The organism is Verrucomicrobiia bacterium, assembly GCA_019634625.1.
Classification (GTDB): Bacteria; Verrucomicrobiota; Verrucomicrobiia; order Limisphaerales; family CAIMTB01; genus CAIMTB01.
The window spans coordinates 14,121-32,508 of the sequence record JAHCBA010000056.1 but is presented as its reverse complement, the minus strand read 5'-3'; the positions used below and the strand labels follow the sequence as shown (position 1 = coordinate 32,508).

15 protein-coding genes are annotated in these 18,388 nt (G+C 66.9%); 12 read left to right on the top strand and 3 right to left on the bottom strand.

Annotation, left to right across the window (positions count from 1 at the left end):
• The 7 genes from KF833_22180 to KF833_22150 form a co-directional block, all read left to right on the top strand.
• On the top strand, positions 1 to 295 hold a 295-nt coding region (locus KF833_22180; protein MBX3748025.1), incomplete at its 5' end, for a hypothetical protein.
• A gap of 158 nt (positions 296 to 453) precedes the next feature.
• On the top strand, positions 454 to 1,734 hold the full coding sequence (locus tag KF833_22175; protein MBX3748024.1) for a hypothetical protein: 1,281 nt from the start codon (positions 454 to 456) through the stop codon (positions 1,732 to 1,734).
• 34 nt (positions 1,735 to 1,768) lie between these two features.
• The gene (locus KF833_22170) at positions 1,769 to 2,401 is read left to right on the top strand and encodes a hypothetical protein (GenBank protein ID MBX3748023.1); all 633 of its coding nucleotides are present in this window, start codon (positions 1,769 to 1,771) and stop codon (positions 2,399 to 2,401) included.
• Positions 2,402 to 2,419: 18 nt separating this feature from the next.
• Positions 2,420 to 4,780 carry a polysaccharide biosynthesis tyrosine autokinase gene (locus tag KF833_22165; protein ID MBX3748022.1) on the top strand — a complete coding sequence of 787 codons (2,361 nt, stop codon included), beginning with the start codon at positions 2,420 to 2,422 and terminating at the stop codon, positions 4,778 to 4,780.
• Between the two features lie 62 nt (positions 4,781 to 4,842).
• Positions 4,843 to 5,976: a GNAT family N-acetyltransferase gene (locus tag KF833_22160; protein ID MBX3748021.1), complete on the top strand. Its 1,134-nt coding sequence runs from the start codon at positions 4,843 to 4,845 to the stop codon at positions 5,974 to 5,976.
• A gap of 211 nt (positions 5,977 to 6,187) precedes the next feature.
• Positions 6,188 to 7,708 carry a sugar ABC transporter ATP-binding protein gene (locus KF833_22155; GenBank protein MBX3748020.1) on the top strand — a complete coding sequence of 507 codons (1,521 nt, stop codon included), beginning with the start codon at positions 6,188 to 6,190 and terminating at the stop codon, positions 7,706 to 7,708.
• Positions 7,705 to 8,679 (top strand): ABC transporter permease, encoded by a 975-nt coding sequence (locus KF833_22150; GenBank protein MBX3748019.1) that lies wholly within the window; start codon positions 7,705 to 7,707, stop codon positions 8,677 to 8,679. Before KF833_22155 ends, KF833_22150 begins: the two co-directional genes overlap by 4 nt.
• A gap of 82 nt (positions 8,680 to 8,761) precedes the next feature.
• Here the strand turns inward: KF833_22150 and KF833_22145 are convergent, their stop codons facing one another.
• Positions 8,762 to 9,850, bottom strand: coding sequence for an alanine--glyoxylate aminotransferase family protein (locus KF833_22145; protein MBX3748018.1), 1,089 nt, complete (start codon positions 9,848 to 9,850; stop codon positions 8,762 to 8,764).
• A gap of 776 nt (positions 9,851 to 10,626) precedes the next feature.
• On the opposite strand from KF833_22145, the gene KF833_22140 reads away from it, so the two are divergent.
• Genes KF833_22140 through KF833_22125 form a run of 4 tightly spaced genes read left to right on the top strand, consistent with a single transcriptional unit; the run spans position 10,627 to position 14,941 of the window.
• A complete protein-coding gene (locus KF833_22140) occupies positions 10,627 to 11,817 on the top strand; it encodes a beta-propeller fold lactonase family protein (GenBank protein ID MBX3748017.1) in 1,191 nt (396 codons plus the stop codon).
• Between the two features lie 10 nt (positions 11,818 to 11,827).
• Positions 11,828 to 12,886: a tripartite tricarboxylate transporter substrate binding protein gene (locus KF833_22135; protein ID MBX3748016.1), complete on the top strand. Its 1,059-nt coding sequence runs from the start codon at positions 11,828 to 11,830 to the stop codon at positions 12,884 to 12,886.
• The gene (locus tag KF833_22130) at positions 12,883 to 13,404 is read left to right on the top strand and encodes a tripartite tricarboxylate transporter TctB family protein (GenBank protein ID MBX3748015.1); all 522 of its coding nucleotides are present in this window, start codon (positions 12,883 to 12,885) and stop codon (positions 13,402 to 13,404) included. The genes KF833_22135 and KF833_22130 overlap by 4 nt, the downstream gene beginning before the upstream one ends.
• 37 nt (positions 13,405 to 13,441) lie before the next feature.
• Positions 13,442 to 14,941: a tripartite tricarboxylate transporter permease gene (locus KF833_22125; GenBank protein MBX3748014.1), complete on the top strand. Its 1,500-nt coding sequence runs from the start codon at positions 13,442 to 13,444 to the stop codon at positions 14,939 to 14,941.
• A gap of 293 nt (positions 14,942 to 15,234) precedes the next feature.
• Here KF833_22125 and KF833_22120 read toward each other — a convergent pair whose 3' ends face one another.
• Together KF833_22120 and KF833_22115 are read right to left on the bottom strand one after the other, a co-directional pair.
• A complete protein-coding gene (locus KF833_22120) occupies positions 15,235 to 16,329 on the bottom strand; it encodes a hypothetical protein (GenBank protein ID MBX3748013.1) in 1,095 nt (364 codons plus the stop codon).
• Positions 16,326 to 17,378 (bottom strand): transposase, encoded by a 1,053-nt coding sequence (locus KF833_22115; GenBank protein MBX3748012.1) that lies wholly within the window; start codon positions 17,376 to 17,378, stop codon positions 16,326 to 16,328. Before KF833_22115 ends, KF833_22120 begins: the two co-directional genes overlap by 4 nt.
• Before the next feature lie 112 nt (positions 17,379 to 17,490).
• Between KF833_22115 and KF833_22110 the strand changes: the two genes are divergently transcribed.
• A complete protein-coding gene (locus KF833_22110) occupies positions 17,491 to 18,318 on the top strand; it encodes a menaquinone biosynthesis protein (protein ID MBX3748011.1) in 828 nt (275 codons plus the stop codon).
• Positions 18,319 to 18,388: the final 70 nt, after the last annotated feature.

The window sequence follows — 18,388 nt, the reverse complement described above, 5'->3', positions numbered from 1 at the left end:
ATACGTGATCGGCGGGACGTCGGGGCGGAGCGACAAGCGGGTGCTGGGTCCGGAGGCGATCCGGGCGGAACTGGCGCGGGGTGGTCAACTGCCGCTGGGCCAGATCCTGCGGCTGCGGATCCGACACATGACTGACGGGGTGTTCCTGGGATCGAAGGAGTTCGTGAACCAGATGTGGGAACGGCACCGGGACAAGTTCGGCAAGCGGCGCAAGAGCGGCGCCCGCATCATTCGCGGCGCCCCGATTCCAGGAGTTACCGTGTTGCGCGATCTCCGCGTCGATGCAGTGGGGTGAGGCAGCCTCCGGAACGGGAGAATGGGTGTAGAGCAAGATTGCGGCAAGATTGCGGTTGCCGCCCGTGCGTCCGCTGCGGCAGCTTCCCATGACTGGAGATCATGTTCGCCCCACGCTTATTTCGCTTACGGGCCGCGTCTCTGCTTCGCGGGGGCCCTGTGGACCACGGAAGGCCCGCCCCATCTGGCCGCCGCCTCCGGGTTCTGCTCGCTCTTCTCGCCTCCGCTTGGACCGGACTCGGTCGGTCGGCCGCCCAGGAGACGACCGAGCTGATCACCCTCGAACTGCCATACCCGCCCTATCGCCCGGTCGAAGCCAACCACTATTCCACCCGCCTCGGCTCCACCCTTCGGATGCGCTACGATGCGTCCCTGACGGCCATCGTCACCGACAACCGGAATTACCGCCCATCCGGCCACCGCGATGCCGATTTCGGACTGCGCCCCACCCTCACGGTCGGCCTCTTCTACCCGGTCAGTGATCGCCAGAAACTCCAGGCGGATGTCGGCATCGGGTATGAGTGGTGGGCCGGGACCAGCGACCGGAACCGCCTCTACATCGCCCCCAATTCCCATCTCGATTACACCTTCGGCCTCGGCGAAGTCGATCTCCGTCTCTCCAACCACACCGCGTCCACCTCGGAGGCTTCGTCCAGACCGGAATTCGCCGGAGGCGAGGACACCTTTGACATTGCATTTCAGCAGGTGGCCAATGCTACCGGTCTCCGCGCCTTCTGGGGCGGCGCACGCCGCATCAGCCTCTCCGGCGGATATCGCTTCGCCATCAACCGATCCCTTAATGACCAGTTCACCTCGCTGGACCGCGATCTCCATGCCTTCGAAGGTTCGGCCATGGTGCGAATCACCACGCCCGTGGCCGCCGGCGTCTCGGGATCCTACTCGATCTTCACATTCTCGGAACCGACCCAGAACGATGGCCAATCCTTCGCCGTCGGTCCCCACCTCACATGGCGCCCCATCGAATCCCTCTCCCTCAGCGCCCTCGTCCAACACGCTGAATCGTGGTACGACCAGACCGGGTCCATCTCCGACCGGAGCGACTTCTCGGGGACGATCTTCAACTTCGCGGCCAACCATCGCCTCAACCGATTCGTCGATCACTCCGCCTCGGTCGGCACCAGCGTCGACTCCGGGTTCGGTTCCAACTACACCGAAGATCTCTCTGTCCGCTACGCCCTGACTGCCCGCCTCAACTCCCGGCTCACGTCCAGTCTGGGCTTCCGATACCGGTCGATCTCCATCTCCGGACCCGGTGGCGATGATGCCGACCTCTATCATCTCAACCTTGGAGTCGGCCTGCGCACTTCCTCCCGAAGCCACCTGGGCGCCTCCTACGCCATCCACACTCGATCCGCCCGGAGCAGCGATCGGGACTACTTCGAGAACCGCTTCTCCTTGACCGCCAGCTATCGCTTCTGAATCCCACCACCACCCTCCCCGATCCCTTCGATCCATGATACTCCGGTCCTTGATGATGTTCTTCCTGGCGCCGGCGCTCGTCGCGCCTTGGAGCGGGGCCCAGGAATCTGCCGCCCTGGAACCTCCCCCCAAACACGTGCTTCGCGCCGGTGACCGCATCCAGTATCGCATCGCCGAGGACCCCGTCCGTGGCCCCGCCCCGCTCCTCGTCGTCGTCAATAGTGTCGGCGAAGTCAGCTTCCCCGTTTCACGGGATTCCGACCTCCGCATCACCCTTCTGGTGCGTGGGAAGACCGTCGAGGAAGTGCGCGAAGACCTAACCCGCAGCCTCCTCGCCGACTACTACCATCGCGCCACCGTCGAACTCACCCTCGGCGAGAAAATTGTCACTCCAGGACGGGTCCAGTTCTTCGGCGAAATGTCCGCCACGCTTCCCCTCACCCCGGACACTCCGCCGCTGCTGCTCAGCGACGCCATCCTTCAACTCGGCTTCACCCCCGATGCCGACCTCCGCCGCGTCAAGGTGCACCGCCTCGATCCGGACTCCCAACAGTCCCGCACCCTCGAGATTAATGTCCGCTCCATCCTCCGCGAGGGGATACGCGAACGCGACCTGATCCTCCAGGACGGCGACCGTGTCGAGGTCCGGACGAAGTGGTTCAATTGATATCCGACGCGCCACCGCATGGACCATCCCGTCCCCTACCACGGCCCTCACCACGTGGGCTACCGCATGCCCGTGGCCGACCGTGTCAACCTCCTGGCCCTCCTCCGCCGCTCGCTGCGAATGTTCCGCAACCGGTGGTGGATCCCGCTGCTCACCCTCGCCCTCGGTTCCGGCCTGGCCACCTACTACTCCTTCACCACCCCGGACACCTACCGGGCCCAGTCCCGCCTCGGCATCGCCCCGCGGATCGCCCTCTCCCAACGATCCGGTGACCGGGCCGTCGTTCTCGAGGAGAAGAACAGCTTTGTCGCCGATCAACTCCAGTACATGCGCGGCAGCCAGGTCCTCGGTCGGGTCGAAGAGAAAATGCAGGAGTTCCGACTCCCCGACGGCCCCCCCCCTTCCCGTCACCTCACCGTGAGCCAGGGTCAGGGATCGACCTTCATCATGACGGTGGAAAGCAGCAACCTCGAATACGCCCGCCAGTTTGCCCGCACCTGGGCCCAGGAATTCCTCGCCTTCAAGGAACAGATGCACAGCGAGGTCGCCCGCCGGCAGATGGACAAGACCCGCGTCGAGCTTAGCCAACAGGAGGAGCAAGTCGCCGAAGCCCAGCATCGCCTCGACGACTTCATCCGCGAACACCGCATTGCCACCAGCCAGGACACCGGCAACGCCGCCCAGGACCTCCTCATCAACCTTCAGCGCCGCCGCCAGGCCGTCATGCTGGAGGGTCAGCGCCTCGAGGAGCGTTCCGCTGCCGAACTCGCCGACCTGCCCGACGCCGCCTTCAGCGCCGCCCCACTCTCCCCCACCCCGACCTCCCCAACCGGTCCGCCCCCGCCCAACCCCGAAGACCCCGTCTCCCTCGACTCCGCCGATCCCCTCGATAAATTCACCGGCCGCTCCTCCTACCGGGATCTCAGACTCGCTCTCGCCCGTCTCCTCGCCGAATCCGACCGCCAGTCCGAGGTCCTCAAACCGCGCCACCCCTACATGGTCCGCCTCCAGGAGGCCATCGGCGAGACAAGACGCCAGATCGCCACCCAGCTCGATCTCATCGAAGAACTCCGTCAGGCCCGCATCGGCTCCCTTCGCCAGGAGGAGGCCGTCCTCGACCGGCAGGTCGAATCCCAACGCACCGAGGTCGAGCGTCTCCGCGAGATCCATCGCCAATTCGTCTCCCTCGGCATCGACCTCGCCGCCAAACGCGAACTCCGCGACCAATTCGCCCGCGAACTCCAGGCCCTCCACCAAATCCAGCCCAGCAGCGAAATCATCACCATCCTCGAAGAAGGCCTCGCCTCCGATCAACCCGTCGGTCCCGCCCGTGCCCGCATCATCGTCACCGGCATCCTCGTCGGCCTCCTCTCCGGCTTCGGACTCGTCTTCCTCCTCCATCGCCTCGATGACCGCCTCGAATCCGCCGAAGACCTCGAACACGCCCTCGACGAACCCATCCTCGGCCAGGTTCCCCTCCTCTCCCTGGACAACCGCCCCCCGGGCTCCTTCGTCTCCGTCGATGACCTCCAGGTCGATACCCTCTTCGTCGAATCCTTTCGCGGCGTGCGCTCTTCCATCATGTTCGGCGACCTCGGCGGACCCAGACAGGTCCTCCTCGCCACCAGTTCCGTTCCCGGCGACGGGAAATCCACCTTCACCGTCAACTTCGCCATCACCCTCGCCCGCGCCGGCAACCGGGTTCTCCTCATCGATGCCGACCTCCGCCGCGGCACCGTCGCCCAGGTCTTCGGCGTCCCCTCCGAACCCGGCCTCTCCGAGGTCCTCGACGGTCGCGAACCCTGGTCCGAGGTCCTCAATGCCACCCCCCACCGCTCCCTCGCCATCATCACCGCCGGTGGCGCCGCCCCCAACCCCGGCGAACGTCTCCTCTCCCGATCCCTCCACCAACTCGTCTCCGAAGCCCGCACCCACTTCGATTACATCATTTTCGATTCCCCACCCGTCATCGGCATGGACGACGTCCCCACCCTCGCCAGCCAGTGCGACGGTCTGATCTTCGTCTATCGCGCGGGAGTGACCTCCCTCCGCCTCGCCCGCCTCGCCGTCAATACCGTCCGTCAACGCGGCGCCCGCATCCTCGGCCTCATCCTCAACGGCGTCTCCACCTCCGATCCCGGCTACTACTACACCGCCTACTACTACGCCCAGTACCACAACCCCATCCCCTCCACCTCCCCGGCGGACGCACCCCCCGACCCTGCCCCCCCCGCTCATCGCCCCGCAGGAGCCAGTCTCCTCGCCACGCTCCGCTCCGACGGCAACGGCCAGCCCAATCCGCCCCCCACCGTCGATGTCGATCCTGTCCCCTCCCAACCCGCCCCAACCCGCCGGCAACCCCGCAACCCGCCGTCATAATCCCCCTGCGCCACCCCCGTCTCTTCTCCCCAAACCCTGCCTCGCCTTCCCCTGTCCGCCCGATGAACATCACCCACACGCATTCGCCCCGGGTGGTGCCCTCCACGGACCCCAGGGACCCCGAATGGGATGCCTGGGTCGCCCGCCATCCCCAGCCCCACCCGGAACAATCCTCCGGCTGGGGCGACGCACAGCGGATTCGCGGATGGGAACCCTGCCGGTGGACCCTCCGCGAAGGGGACCGCCTCCTGGGCGGCGTCCAGGTCCTTGTCCGCCCTGCCCCCCGCCTCGGCCACGTCGCCTACATCCAGCGCGGCCCGCTCCTCCTCGAGGAGGCCGCCCACCTCGCCCCTCTGCTCCTCCAAACCCTCCGCACGGCCGCCGCCCAACGCCGCTGGGCTTACCTCTCCATGGTCCTCCCGTACCAGGGAGGACCCTCCGAGGCCGCCCTCCGTGCCGCCGGCTATTTCCCCCAACCCGCCCTTCTCCCGCCCCAGACCTCCGAAGCCGCCACCCTCGTCGTCGATCTTACCCCCCCCGAAGAGGAAATCCTCGCCCGCATGAGGCGCACCACCCGCCGCTACATCCGCCAGGGACAGGAACGCGGCCTCCTCATCCGCTCCGGGTCGGAGTCCGACCTCGACACCTTCGGACAACTCATGCTCGCCCTGTGCGCCCGCCGCGGTGTCCGCTCCAACATCCCCGCCGGCGAATTCCTCCACCGCGTCTGGCAGGCCTTTCACCCCGGCGGACACATCCGCCTCTTCCTCGCCCAACACGACGCGCGCCCGATCGCCGGCCTGATCGTCCTCGCCCTCGGCACCTGGGCCCGCGCCTGGCGCATTGGCTGGTCCGGAGAAGCCCCGGACCTCCGCCCCAACGAATCCCTCTACTGGGCCGCCATGCGGTGGGCCCGCGAATCCGGCCACCGCCACTTCGACTTCATGGGCTTCGAAACCAACCTCGCCCGCGCCTTGGCCGAAGGCCGTCAACCCTCTCCATCGTCCCTCTCCAGCCTCGCCCAGTTCAAACTCGGCCTCGGCGGCATCCCCATGGTCCTCCGCCCCTTCCAGTGCCGCTTCTTTCATCCCCTTGTTCAACTCCTCCTCCGTGCCGGCGGACACCGACTCCTGGATTGGCCGCCCCTCCGCCGCCTTCTCCCCCGCCGCCTCCTCGCAGGCGCCCATGCCGGCTGATGGCTTTCCCCCCTCCCCTCGCCAGCTTCCGTATCTCCCCTCTCGCCTCCGGCCTCCGGAAAGACAAGCTCCGCCAGTCCCACCATCCCCCGCATCCCGTCGCATCGACACACCGGGCTTGACCCCGCGATGCCGTTCCGCTCTTTGGAGCCGAGCCGACGCGCACAACCCATCCCGGGCCGTGCCCCGTCCACCTGTCCACGTCCCATCCATGAACGCCCGCCTCGCCATGCGGCAGGTCGAGAAGTCCTTCGGCGCCACCCGCGCCCTGCGGGGCGTCTCCCTCGATCTCGCCCCCGGCGAGGTCCTCGCCCTCATCGGCGAGAATGGCGCCGGCAAGAGCACCCTCATGAAGGTGCTCAGCGGCGCCTGCCGGCCCGATGCCGGCCGCATCGAACTCGACGGCGCCCCCTTCGTCCCCGATTCCCCCCTGCACGCCAGACGCTCGGGGATCGCCATGATCTACCAGGAACTCACCCTGGCCCCCCACCTCAGCATCGAGGAAAACATCCTCCTCGGCGATGAACCCGCCCGCTGGGGCTGGCTCGACCGCCGCCGCCGCCGCGACCTCGCCCACCGCGCCCTCGAAGAACTCCACCACCCGGGACTCCCCCTCGACACCCCCGCCGGCGCCTGCCCCCTCGCCACCCAGCAAATCGTCGAAATCGCCCGCGCCCTCGTCCGCCAACCCCGCGTCCTCATCCTCGACGAACCCACCAGCAGCCTCACCCAGCGCGACGCCGAAACCCTCTTCGCCGTCGTCCGACGCCTCCGCGAACGCGGCGTCAGCGTCATCTATATCAGCCATTTCCTCGAGGAGTGCCGTGCCATCTGCGACCGCTATACCGTCCTCCGCGATGGCGAAAGTGTCGGCTCCGGAACCATGGCCGAGGCCGACCTCAACCACATCATCCGCCTCATGGTCGGCCGCGATGTCCGCGACATCTACCCGCGCATCCCCCACGCCCTCGGCACCCCCGTCCTCCAGGTCTCCCGCCTCGCCGGCCGCCGCAAACCCGCCTCCGCCTCCTTCACCCTCCGTGCCGGAGAAATCCTCGGCATCGCCGGCCTCGTCGGAGCCGGCCGCACCGAAACCCTCCGCGCCATCTTCGGTCTCGATGATGCCCCCGCCGGCTCCGTCACCGTCCTGGATCGCAACACCACCGGTCTCGGCCCACGCCACCTCCTGAACGCCGGCGTCGGCCTCCTCAGCGAGGACCGCAAGTCCGAAGGTCTCCTCCTCCAACGACACCTCGCCGACAACGTCACCCTCACCCGCCTCGCCCCAGTCTCCCGCTTCGGTCTCGTCTCCGCCCGCCGCCAGCAGGCCCTCACCGGGGAATGGATGCGCCGCCTCGACGTCCGCGCCCGCGGCCCCGCCCAGCCCGTCGGCGAACTGTCCGGTGGCAATCAGCAGAAAATTGCCGTGGCCCGCCTCCTCCATCACCAGGCGCGCATCCTCCTCCTGGACGAACCCACCCGCGGCATCGACGTCGGCAGCAAGGCCCACATCTACCGCCTCATCGGCGAACTCGCCGCCCAGGGCAAGGCCATCGTCTTCGTCAGCTCCTACCTCCCCGAACTCCTCGGCGTCTGCGATACCATCGGCGTCATGTGCCGCGGCCGCCTCCGCGAAATCCGCCCCGTCGCCGACTGGACCGAACACGACATCATGGCCGCTGCCATCGGCCAGTCCGCAGCCGAAGATCCCCCGTCACCCGACCTTTCATGAACCCCCGGTTGTCCCGCCTCCTCGCCTCCCTCGGCCCCCTCATCGGCCTCGCCTTCGTCGTCGGCCTCTTCTCCCTCAGCCCCGAGGTCCGCCCCTACTTCCTCACCGGCGGGAACTTCAAGATCATCCTCACCCAGACCGTCATCGTCGCCACCGGCGCCCTCGGCATGACCCTCATCATCGTCTCCGGTGGCATCGATCTCAGTGTCGGCTCCGTCGTCGCCCTCACCAGCGTCGTCGCCGCCCAACTCGTCCTCCTTGGCCTTCCCCCCTCCGCCGTCGTCCTCCTCACCCTCCTCACCGGCGTTCTCATCGGCTCCCTCAACGGCGCCATCATTGCCCGCTTCGGCATGATGCCCTTCATCGTCACCCTCGGCATGATGGGCGTCGTCCGCGGCGCCGCCAAATGGCTGGCCGGCAACCAGACCGTCAATCCCCAGCCCTCCCCCCTCAACGGTCTCATGGCCCTCTCCCAGCCCCAGCAACTCTTCCCGCTCCCCATCGGCGTCTGGGTCGCCATCACCCTCGCCCTCCTCATGGCCGTCGTCCTTCGCCAGACCGTCTTCGGACGCTACATCTTCGCCATCGGCTCCAACGAGGCCACCGCCCGCCTCTGCGGCATCCGGGTCGCCCTCCACAAACTCTTCATCTATGGCCTCGCCGGCGTCTTCTTCGGTCTCGCCGGCCTCATGCAGTTCTCCCGCCTCACCCTCGGCGATCCCTCCGTCGCCATCGGTCTCGAACTCGACGTCATCGCCGCCGTCGTCATCGGCGGAGCCAGCCTCTCCGGCGGCACCGGCAGCATCGCCGGTTCCATGATCGGCGCCCTCATGATGGCCGTCCTCCGCAATGGCTCCAACCAGATGGGCTGGCCCACCTACATGCAGGAAATCATCATCGGCATCGTCATCGTCCTCGCCGTCGGACTCGACAAGTGGCGCCAGTCCCGCGCCGCCCGCCAGCGCGGCTGATCCCTCCCCTCGCGGCCCCTCCCTCGTCGATCCCATCCCATCCCCGACCGCCCGAATCCCGCCGGGCATCGACCGGCCCCCCCTACAACCCCGCGATCGCCTCGTCCAGCACCCCGATCAACGTCCGGATCGTCTCCGGCGTCTCGTCCCCCATGTTGGAAAGTCGGAAGGTCGTCCCCTTGATCTTGCCATAACCCCCGTCGATCAGAATTCCCCGGTCCTTCACCCGCTTCTGCAACGCCGCCACATCAACCGTCCGTCCCCCCGGCCGCGCCCCATTGTTCACACACACCAGCGTTCGCGACTCATACCCCGCCTCCGGAAACAGCGTGAACCCGTGCCCCACCGCCCAATCCCGCAGCATCCCGTTCGTCTCCACATGCCGCGCATACCGGGCCTCCAACCCCTCCGACAGGATGTCCTCCAGCTTGCTCTCCAGCGCATGCACATGCCCGATGCTCGGCGTGCTCGGCGTCATGTTCTGTTCCGCATTCTTCTGAAACTCCACGAAGTCGAAGTAATACCCGCGATCCCCCGCCGTCGCCGCCCGCTCCAGCGCCGCCGCCGAACACGCGAACAATGCCAGCCCTGGCGGCAAGGCAAACGCCTTCTGCACGCCCGCCAGCATCACGTCCACCCCCAGCCCATCGAACGACATCGGCACCGCGCTCAACGAACTCACCACGTCCACGACGAACAGCACGTCCGGGTACTTCCCCTTCAACGCCGCAATCTCCTCCAGCGGGTTCATCAATCCGCAGCTCGTCTCGTTGTGGATCAACGTCAGCGCATCGAACCCGCCCCCCGCAAGCCGCCGGTCCACCTCCTCCGCCCGGATCGGCGATCCCCACGGCACCTGCAACGCCTCCGCCTCCACCCCGCACCGCTTCGCCACATCCAGCCACTTGTCCGAAAACGCCCCGCACATGCACGTCAGCACCTTCCGGCGCACCAGGTTCCGGATGGACGCCTCCATCACCCCCCACGCCGAAGAGGTGCTCAAATACACCAGCCTCCGCGTCCCAAACACCGCCTGCAGCCCGGGCTGAATCCGCCCGTACAGGTCCTTAAACCCCTGGCCCCGATGCCCGATCATCGGCCGGCAGAATGCCTCGAATGTCTTCCGACTCACCTCCACCGGTCCGGGAATGTGCAGCTTGACGTGACCCATACGCATGAACCTCGGCCGCGACTCTCATGGAGCCCCGCCCCCCCCGCAAGGTCGAACCTCCCCCCCCACCCACTCCCTCCGGGCCATCTCAGGTCCTAGGAACGCGCCCAAGCCATCCCTCGTTGGGACTCGTGCTCAGCCCGCAGGGCGGTACCCATCATTCACGTCGCCGAACCGGCAGGCTCACCTCTTGTGTGCGCATCTGCAATAGGCCTGGCAGATAATTATTGACCCAAGATCTAACAATAAGTCGGGCATTTTACTGCTGACTGACCAAACCGACCCTTTCTTGATTTTGTTGACGAATCATGATCAGGTCACCTCTGGCAGCCACGTTGGTCTTCTTGGGGTATCCGGTATGGCGTGAACAACTAAGAGCCTGACCATTTATTTCTTCTATTCTCTATTCTATTGAATGGTGGGTGGGCCCCAGCAGCAATCGGACGCGGCGGGGGGCCGAAGACCATCAGGACAGGACACGTGCCCCGGGAGACAGGAGAGGGCGGAGCACCGCTCAGACCGATCCTGCAGTTGCGGATCCGGCCCATCGCCAATGGGGTGCTCGAAAGTGCGAACAGGGTTGCGGACCCGAAGGGGGCATCTGGAAAAGCATTTCCCCGAAGCTCGCCAAGGATTCACGGTCCCCAAGACCTCCCCAAAACCCGGTTGCCTCCACCGCCAACTCCCTCCTAGCCTCCGTGCCGTTCCCGGAACCGCCTCCATCCGTGGTCATAAAGCCCAATCCGATCCGATCCAAAGGTTCCAGGCACCAGCCCATGCTCGGCCCCCTCCCAATCCCGCGAACAGCCCGCCGCCTGGCGCTCGCCCGTCTCATCCTCGCCGGCCTCCTCCCCGCGCTGCCCCAATCGGCGACAGCGCAACTGATGATCTCGGGCAACGAGAACAAGATCGACCTCGATTCCGGTGCCGCCCGCACCGTCCCAGGCGCCAATCCCGATTCCCTCACCCTGCTCGACTTCTCCGTCTTCCCGCCCCGAGTTCAGCATATCGACGACATTCCCAATTCCGTTATCGGCCCCCCTTCCAACCTCGCCATCACCCCCGACAACCGCCACGCCATCGTCGCCGACTCCCTCCGCCTGGATCCCCTCGATCCCTCCCGCTGGATCCCCGAGTCCACCCTCCGTGTCGTGGACCTCACCCTCCAGCCTCCCCGCGTCGTCGGCGAAGCCCGCGCCGGCAGCCAGCCCAGCGGGCTCTCCATCACACCCGATGGCTCCCGTGTCCTCGTCGCCAACCGCGCCGATGGCACCGTCTCCCTTCTGCGGCTCGATGGTCCGCACCTCTCCCACCTCCAGACTGTCCCGGTGGCCGCACCCGAGGACAGCGTCTCGGACGTCGCCGTCCATCCCAATGGCCGCCTTGTCCTCGCCAGCGTCCAAAAGGGCGGTTACCTCGCCGTACTCCTACTCGATGGCGACACCCTCCGCCCCACCGACCGGAAGGTCTCCGTCTATGGCCAGCCCTATCGCTGTGTCATCACCCCCGATGGCCGCCTCGCCCTCACCGCCGGCCAAGGCCATGGCAACGGTCTCGATCCCGACGCCATGTCCGTCATCGACCTCACCGTGGACCCCATCCGCACCCACGACTACGTCGCCCTCGGCGCCGTTCCCGAATCCATCGAGATTCATCCCCGCGGCCACCTCGTCGCCGCGGTCCTCATGAACGGTTCCAACCTCGGCCCCGCCGATCCCCTCCGCACCGCCAACGGCTCCCTCGTCCTCCTCCGCCGCCAAGGCAACCGCTTTACCGTCGTCCAGGAAGTCCTCATCGGCCGCATCCCCGAAGGTGTCGCCTTCAGCCCGGACGGACGTCACCTCGTCGTGCAATGCCATCCCGACCGGGAACTCTGGATCTACCGGGTGCGCGGCCACCGCCTCCGGGACACCGGCATCCGCATCCCCACCCCCGGAATGCCCTCATCCCTCCGCGCCGGACGATAGCCGCCCACCCATGCGCCAGGAATCCAGCGTCCTCCATCCCCCTCCCGCCACAACCCCAATGATCCTTCGCTCCCTCCTCAACCCCCGCGCCTGGCTGGCAGCTGGCCTCCTTGCACTCCTCCCAGGCTGCCGTCCCGGCGAGGCTGTCGATCCCAATGTCAGCCCGGCCGAAGGCTACCCTCGCCGGGCCGTTACTCTGATCTGCCCCTGGGCCGCCGGCGGCGGCACCGACCGTATCGCCCGATTTGTCGCCGAACAACTCCAGCGCCGCCTCGGCCGGCCCGTCGTGGTCGTGAACCGCATCGGCGGCAGCGGTGCCGCCGGCCATCAAGCGGGGGCCGACGCCGCTCCCGATGGCTACACCCTCACCATGGCCACCTTCGAGCTCAATACCATGCACTGGATGGGCATCTCGGAGTTGACCCACCGCGACTTCACCCCGCTCATTCAGCTCAACGGCGACGCCGCCGCCCTTATCGTCCGCCAGGATGCCCCCTGGACCTCGGTCACCCAATTGATCGATCACATCCGCCAGAACCCCCGCCAGCTCAGCATGTCCGGCACCTCCACCGGGGGAGCCTGGGACCTCGCCCGCGCCGGTTTCCTCATGGCTGCTGGATTGACCGTGGATTCTGTCGTCTGGGTTCCCACCCAGGGCTCAGCTCCCTCCCTCGTCGAACTCCTCGGCGGTCACGTCGATCTCGTCTGCTGCAGCGTCCCCGAAGCCGCCTCCCAGATCGAGGCCGGCCAGCTCCGCGTCCTCGCCGTCATGAGTCGCGAACGCCTCGCCGAATTCCCCGATCTCCCCACGGTCCTCGAAGCCGGCATCGACTGGGAGGCGATCGGCTGGCGCGGCATCGTCCTGCCCCGTGGCGTTCACCCCGACATCGTCGCGCTCCTCCAGTCCCACCTCCAGACCATCACGGAATCCCCCGAATTCGCCGAGTTCATGCGCCTCAACGGATTCGCCACCGCCCGCCGCGGGCCCCACGACTTCACCGCCTTCCTGGAGGCCCAGGACGCCCAGTGGCGGACCGTCATCGAGGCTGCCGGCTACGCACGACCATGATCCCCGACCCCGATTCCCCGCCCCCTCCAGACCGTCCCAGCCTCGCCCTCGGCACCGCCTTGGTGGCCTTTGGCGCCATGGCCGCCTTCCTCGCCGCCCGTATCCCCTATCGGCCCCTCGGCGACACTTCCGACCCTGGACCCCGCGCCTTTCCGCTCCTCCTGGGACTCTTCCTTGCGGCCGGCGGCCTCCGGGAACTCATCGAACTTCGCGAAGCCCAGCGCGCCGCCGCAGCCCGTGGCGAACCCAACCCGTTCCTCCCCAATCCCCGATCCCTCTTTCCGCCCCGTGCCACCCTTTCCGTCGGACTGGCCGCCATCCTCTATGTCCCCGCCATCGCCTGGCTCGGCTTCATCCCGAGCACCATTCTGCTGGTCCTGGGCCTCATGAAAGGCCTCGGTGCCACCTGGCGCTGGGCCGTCGGCACCGCCATCACCCTCGTTGCCGTGATCCATCTCCTCTTCGCCACCCTCTTCCGCGTTCAACTCCCCACCGGTCTGCTCGGATTCCCATGGTAACCCGCCTCCCACCTCCCAAACCCGGATCGAACCGGCCATGACGGAACTGCTCCAACCGCAGATCCTCGGGCCGCTCATTCTGGCCATGCTCTTCGGCCTGTTTGTGGGCGCCACCCCCGGCCTCACGGCTACCATGGCCGTCGCCCTCATCGTCCCCATCAGCTTCGAACTCGACAACCCCACCGCCAGCCTCGCCATGATCATCGGGGTCAGCTTCGCCGCCATCTTCGCCGGCGACATCCCCGCCATCTACCTCCGCATCCCCGGCACCCCAGCCTCCGCCGCCACCACACTCGACGGCCACGCCATGGCCCGACAAGGCCGCGCCGGCCACGCCCTCTCCCTCGCCCTCTTCAGCTCCTGCCTCGGCGGCCTCGTCGGTGTGCTGATCCTCATGTTCCTCGCCCCGCAACTCGCCAAGTTCGCGCTGCGCTTCAGCAATTTCGAATACTTCTGGCTGGGCATTCTCGGGCTTAGCCTCAGCGCCGCCGTCAGCGGCGGCTCCACCATCAAAGGCCTCCTCGCCGCCGCCCTCGGCATGCTCCTCTCCACCGTTGGCATCGACCTCGTCAGCGGCACCCCCCGCTTCACCTTCGGCCAGTCCGACCTCATGAGCGGCGTCGGCTTCATCCCCGTCATGATCGGCCTCTTCGGCCTCTCCGAAGTCCTTCGCAATGTCGCCCGGGGCGAGTCCATGTCCGCCCCCTCCGTCCGCCCAGACGACCACATCCGCCCCCTCCATAGCCTCCTCACCCTCCTCCGCCACAAGCTGACTCTCGTCCGAGCCTCCATCGTCGGCACCTTCACCGGAGCCCTGCCCGGCGCCGGCGCCGACATCGCCGCCTGGGCCGCCTACGGCATCGAAAAGAAATCCGCCCGAAATCCGGAACGGCTCGGAAAGGGCGACGAACGCGGCGTCGTTGCGCCTGCCGGCGCCCACAACGCCGCCGTCGCCGGCGCCTGGATCCCCGCCCTCGTCTTCGGCATCCCCGGTGACACCGTCACCGCCATCGTCATTGGCGCCGTGCTCGTGTACAACCTCAAGCCCGGCCCCCTCATCTTCGAACAAAGCGCCGCCCAGGTGGAGGCCATCTTCGGCATCGCCCTCATCACCCAACTCCTCCTCCTCCCCTGCGGCTACCTCGCCTTCAAGACCTTCGGCGGCATCCTCCGCCTCCCCCGCAACCTCATCATGACCGCCGTCGTCGTCTTCTCCGTCGTCGGCGCCTTCGCCCTTCGCAACAGCCTCTTCGATGTCGGGATCATGGTCGCCGCCGGCTGGGTCGGCTATTTCCTCGAATCCCGACGCATCCCCGTCGCCCCCCTCATCCTTGGTCTCATCCTGGGCCCCATGGTCGAAGAGAATCTCCGAACCGGCCTCATCAAGTCCCAGGGCGCCTTCCTGCCCTTTGTCACCCGCCCCATCTGCCTCGTCCTCTGGCTCCTCCTCGTCCTCTCCCTCGTCGGCCCCAGGATCGCCCGCCTCCTTCGCAAAGCCCCAGGTCCATCCCCGGATACTCTCATCCCCCGCGCCTGACCTCCATCCAGGCAACGCCCCGTAAGGAAGCACCCATGCCGATTATTTGGCAGGCATTGTACTATTGACTGACCGTCAAAGAATAGGCCCGGCTCGTTTTACTTACCGGCGACAAGCCCATCTCCCCGCAGCCGAATGAGATTTCTTTGGGCCCCCGATCGGATCACTGCGTCAACCGAAAGACGCCTGACTTTTAATACCTTCTCGAACTTCTGACCGGATGATTCGGCGTCAACATCAAATCGCCTGACTTTTTATTTACGCTTCGAAGTCGTGCTTCGGAAGGTCACTGGTCACTGTGCAGGCAGCGATCCGACCCCGTCCTCCTCACCCTCCATCAGTGCCCGGAACAGTTTCCACGCGTAGATGCTCTGGGCCACCGGCCCCGGATGCCCGTCCAGCGGCTGGAAATCGTCCCACTCGTGCCGGTTGTAGTCTGGACGCAGATCCGCCACCAGGTAGCCATGCGCCTCCGCACACGTCACCGCCGGGTCGTCGTCCCCGCCCTGAAGAAATCCCAACACCAGACGCACCCCATGCGCCGAACCCAGCTGCGCCATCTCCTCCAACAGCCGGCAGGTCACCTCGTACTGCTCGTCCAGCGACGGATCCCTCCCGCGCTGGGAACGGCCGGAGGCCTCCGGAAACAAGGGCACCCGGTCGATCTCCAACCGTCCCTCCACCAACCGAGCCCGCGGATGCGTGAACTCGGCCGGATCCGACTGCCATTCGCCCCCGCCGGTCCTGTCCAGCCCGCGACGAAAGGTCTGCAACCGGCTCGCCGCGGCCACATTCCGCTCGTTGTAGTAGTCGGCGTACCCTACGACCACCGTCTGCGGCGCCGGGTCCGCCATCGGCAGATCCCGGAGCATCTGCAAATACCCATGCACATTGCCGTACCCGCTCTCCGCATAGTTCACCACCCGTCGGTCCGGAAAATAACGCTGCAGGAACGCCCCCAAGGTCGTCTCGTCGTCGTTACCCCAACCATAAACAAACGAGTTCCCCATCACCCAGATCTCCGGTCGTCCCTCCAACAACCCCGGCGCCGCTGACGTCACCCGCCGACCGGCCTCATCGATCGTCACCCGAAAAGTGCGCGCCTCCCCGCCCGCTGTGTTCGTCAGTGTCACCTGGTAAACCCCGGGCCGGCTCGAATACCCCAAAAGCGGGTCAGGACGATACATCGACTCCGGCTCGTACAACACGCGCACCGCGACCGGCCGCGGCCGGTCGGCGAACTCCTCCAGCACCAACCTCACCTCACCCAACGTGTGATGAATGGCACTCTGCCGGGACTGTCGCATCCACAGCGCATACCCCAGCACGAATTCCGCCACCAGAACCCCGCCCCCCAGGGCCAGCACCATGAATCGTCTCGGGGTCACATCTCTGATTTTGACAATTGCCGTTCGATCGCCTCGATGCGTCGAGCCAGATCCCCACCCCGTTCCCGGCTCCTGGTCACCCGACTCACCGCCTGCCCGGTCGCCGCCACGCCAAGTCCGCCCACTCGCTCGCCCAGCTCCCGCAAGGTCATCCGCCCTCTCCGACGCCCCAGGTACAGCGCCACATCCCGGGCCCAGTCCCCGTGTCGATCCCGAAATGCCTCCCACCGCTCGCCGTGCTCCGCCTCCACCGCCTCAACGATCCGCTCCCACCCAATCCGATCCCGAAACCCGCCAGCCCCGGAAACCTCCCCCGGCACCTGCTTGAGCCGCTCCTTCATCCGGACAATGAACTCCTCCGACCCTAGCAGCGCCCCCCCCACCACCCGGTCCCACACCGTCTCCAAGCGGCCTCCCCGCAGGGGCGCCTCATGGTACTTTCGCAACTCCCGTCTGGCCTCGGTCACGGTCAGACCGCCCCGCCCGACTCCCAGCACATCGCCGGTCGTCAGCCACGGGGGCGCCTCCGCCAATCCCGCATACGCCCGGTACGAACTCCACCGGAAGCTCCGCAATCCCTCCAGGCGTCGCGCCACCAAGTCTCCCCCGGGGTCGGGCGAACCCACCGTCCGCTGTCGCGCACGGTCCGGTTTGCCCAGTCCCAATCCAGCCACCCGCACCGGATTCAAATGCACATACCGGGCCACCTCCATCCAGCTCCCGTCGTCCACCAGCACAGATTTGAACCGCCCCTGAAAAAGGTGCCCGATCCGTTCATGCCGCCGGTTGAACCACACGCTGTACGCCACGTTCAACCACTGGCACGCCCGGCTCAGATTCGCCTCCGGTGTCCTCAACAGCAGATGATAATGATTGTCCATCAGCACCCAGGCATGCACCTCCACCCCGAATCGCTCCGGAAGCTCCGCCAGTAACTCCATGAAGTGCTGCCGGTCCCGGTCTTCCACGAAGATGGGCCTCCGCTCGTTCCCCCGCGCCATCACATGCTGGCGCCCTCCCTCCAACTCGCATCGCAAAGGCCTCGCCATGTCCGCAACCCTCCTCCGACCTCCGGAGATTTGTCAAAATCAGAGATCTGACCCCAACGATGCCGGACTGGCTCAACGCCCGTCCGCTGGCACCATGGCCCCACCGGTTCGCATGTTGCCGTCCACTCTCTTCCCGACACCGCCCGATTCCGGGACGCTCCCTGCCCTCGCCCCAGATCCGGGCACCTTGCTGCGCGCCGGATCCGTCCCCTACCTCAACGCCGCACCCCTCGTCCGCGGCATCGAACACCGCCTCCGTCTCGCACCCCCGTCCGACCTCGCCGTCTCCCTCCGCCTGGGCGAACTCGACGCCGCCCTGCTCAGCGTGACCGAGGCCCTTCTCCATCCCGGCTACGACATCCTCGACGGCCCCTGCGTCGCCTCCGACGGCGAAGTGCACAGCGTCTTCCTCGCCCACCGGCAACCCCTCGACTGCATTCAAACCGTCTTCTGCCACACCGCCTCCCTCACCAGCGTCAACCTCCTCCGCGTACTCCTCGCGGAACGTGGTCTGCGCCCCGCCCTGCGGCCTCTTCCCGAACCGGACCGCGCGCCGGACCACGACGCCGCCCTCCTCATCGGCGATCCGGCCATTGCCTTTCGCCACCTCCACCCGGATCTGCCCGTCTGGGACCTCGGCCTGGCCTGGCAGCAATTGACCGGCCTCCCCTTCGTGTACGCCGTCTGGGTTCTGCGCCGCGATGCCGACACCACCTCCCTCCGGGCAGAACTCCAATCCGCAGCGCTCCGCGGACAACGCGAACTCGATCTCATCATCGAATCCGCCCCCGAACGCGACGCCGCCTTTCGCCGCCGTTACCTCACCCGGCACACCCGGCACCACCTCGGCGCCCGCGAAAAAGCCGGCCTCGCCCGCTTCGCAGACTACCTCCGCCGCCACCAACCCCACCCCGTCTTCCCCCCCCACTACGTCCCCTAACCCCCCCTCAGCCCTCAGGCTTCAGGTTTCAGGTTTCAGGTTTCAGGTTTCAGGCTTCAGGCTTCAGGCT

Coding starts and splice junctions, on each gene's coding strand:
- KF833_22170 (MBX3748023.1), top strand. CDS start 1,769: ATGATACTCCGGTCCTTGATGATGTTCTTCCTGGCGCCGGCGCTCGTC.
- KF833_22165 (MBX3748022.1), top strand. CDS start 2,420: ATGGACCATCCCGTCCCCTACCACGGCCCTCACCACGTGGGCTACCGC.
- KF833_22160 (MBX3748021.1), top strand. CDS start 4,843: ATGAACATCACCCACACGCATTCGCCCCGGGTGGTGCCCTCCACGGAC.
- KF833_22155 (MBX3748020.1), top strand. CDS start 6,188: ATGAACGCCCGCCTCGCCATGCGGCAGGTCGAGAAGTCCTTCGGCGCC.
- KF833_22150 (MBX3748019.1), top strand. CDS start 7,705: ATGAACCCCCGGTTGTCCCGCCTCCTCGCCTCCCTCGGCCCCCTCATC.
- KF833_22145 (MBX3748018.1), bottom strand. CDS start 9,850: ATGGGTCACGTCAAGCTGCACATTCCCGGACCGGTGGAGGTGAGTCGG.
- KF833_22140 (MBX3748017.1), top strand. CDS start 10,627: ATGCTCGGCCCCCTCCCAATCCCGCGAACAGCCCGCCGCCTGGCGCTC.
- KF833_22135 (MBX3748016.1), top strand. CDS start 11,828: ATGCGCCAGGAATCCAGCGTCCTCCATCCCCCTCCCGCCACAACCCCA.
- KF833_22130 (MBX3748015.1), top strand. CDS start 12,883: ATGATCCCCGACCCCGATTCCCCGCCCCCTCCAGACCGTCCCAGCCTC.
- KF833_22125 (MBX3748014.1), top strand. CDS start 13,442: ATGACGGAACTGCTCCAACCGCAGATCCTCGGGCCGCTCATTCTGGCC.
- KF833_22115 (MBX3748012.1), bottom strand. CDS start 17,378: ATGGCGAGGCCTTTGCGATGCGAGTTGGAGGGAGGGCGCCAGCATGTG.
- KF833_22110 (MBX3748011.1), top strand. CDS start 17,491: ATGTTGCCGTCCACTCTCTTCCCGACACCGCCCGATTCCGGGACGCTC.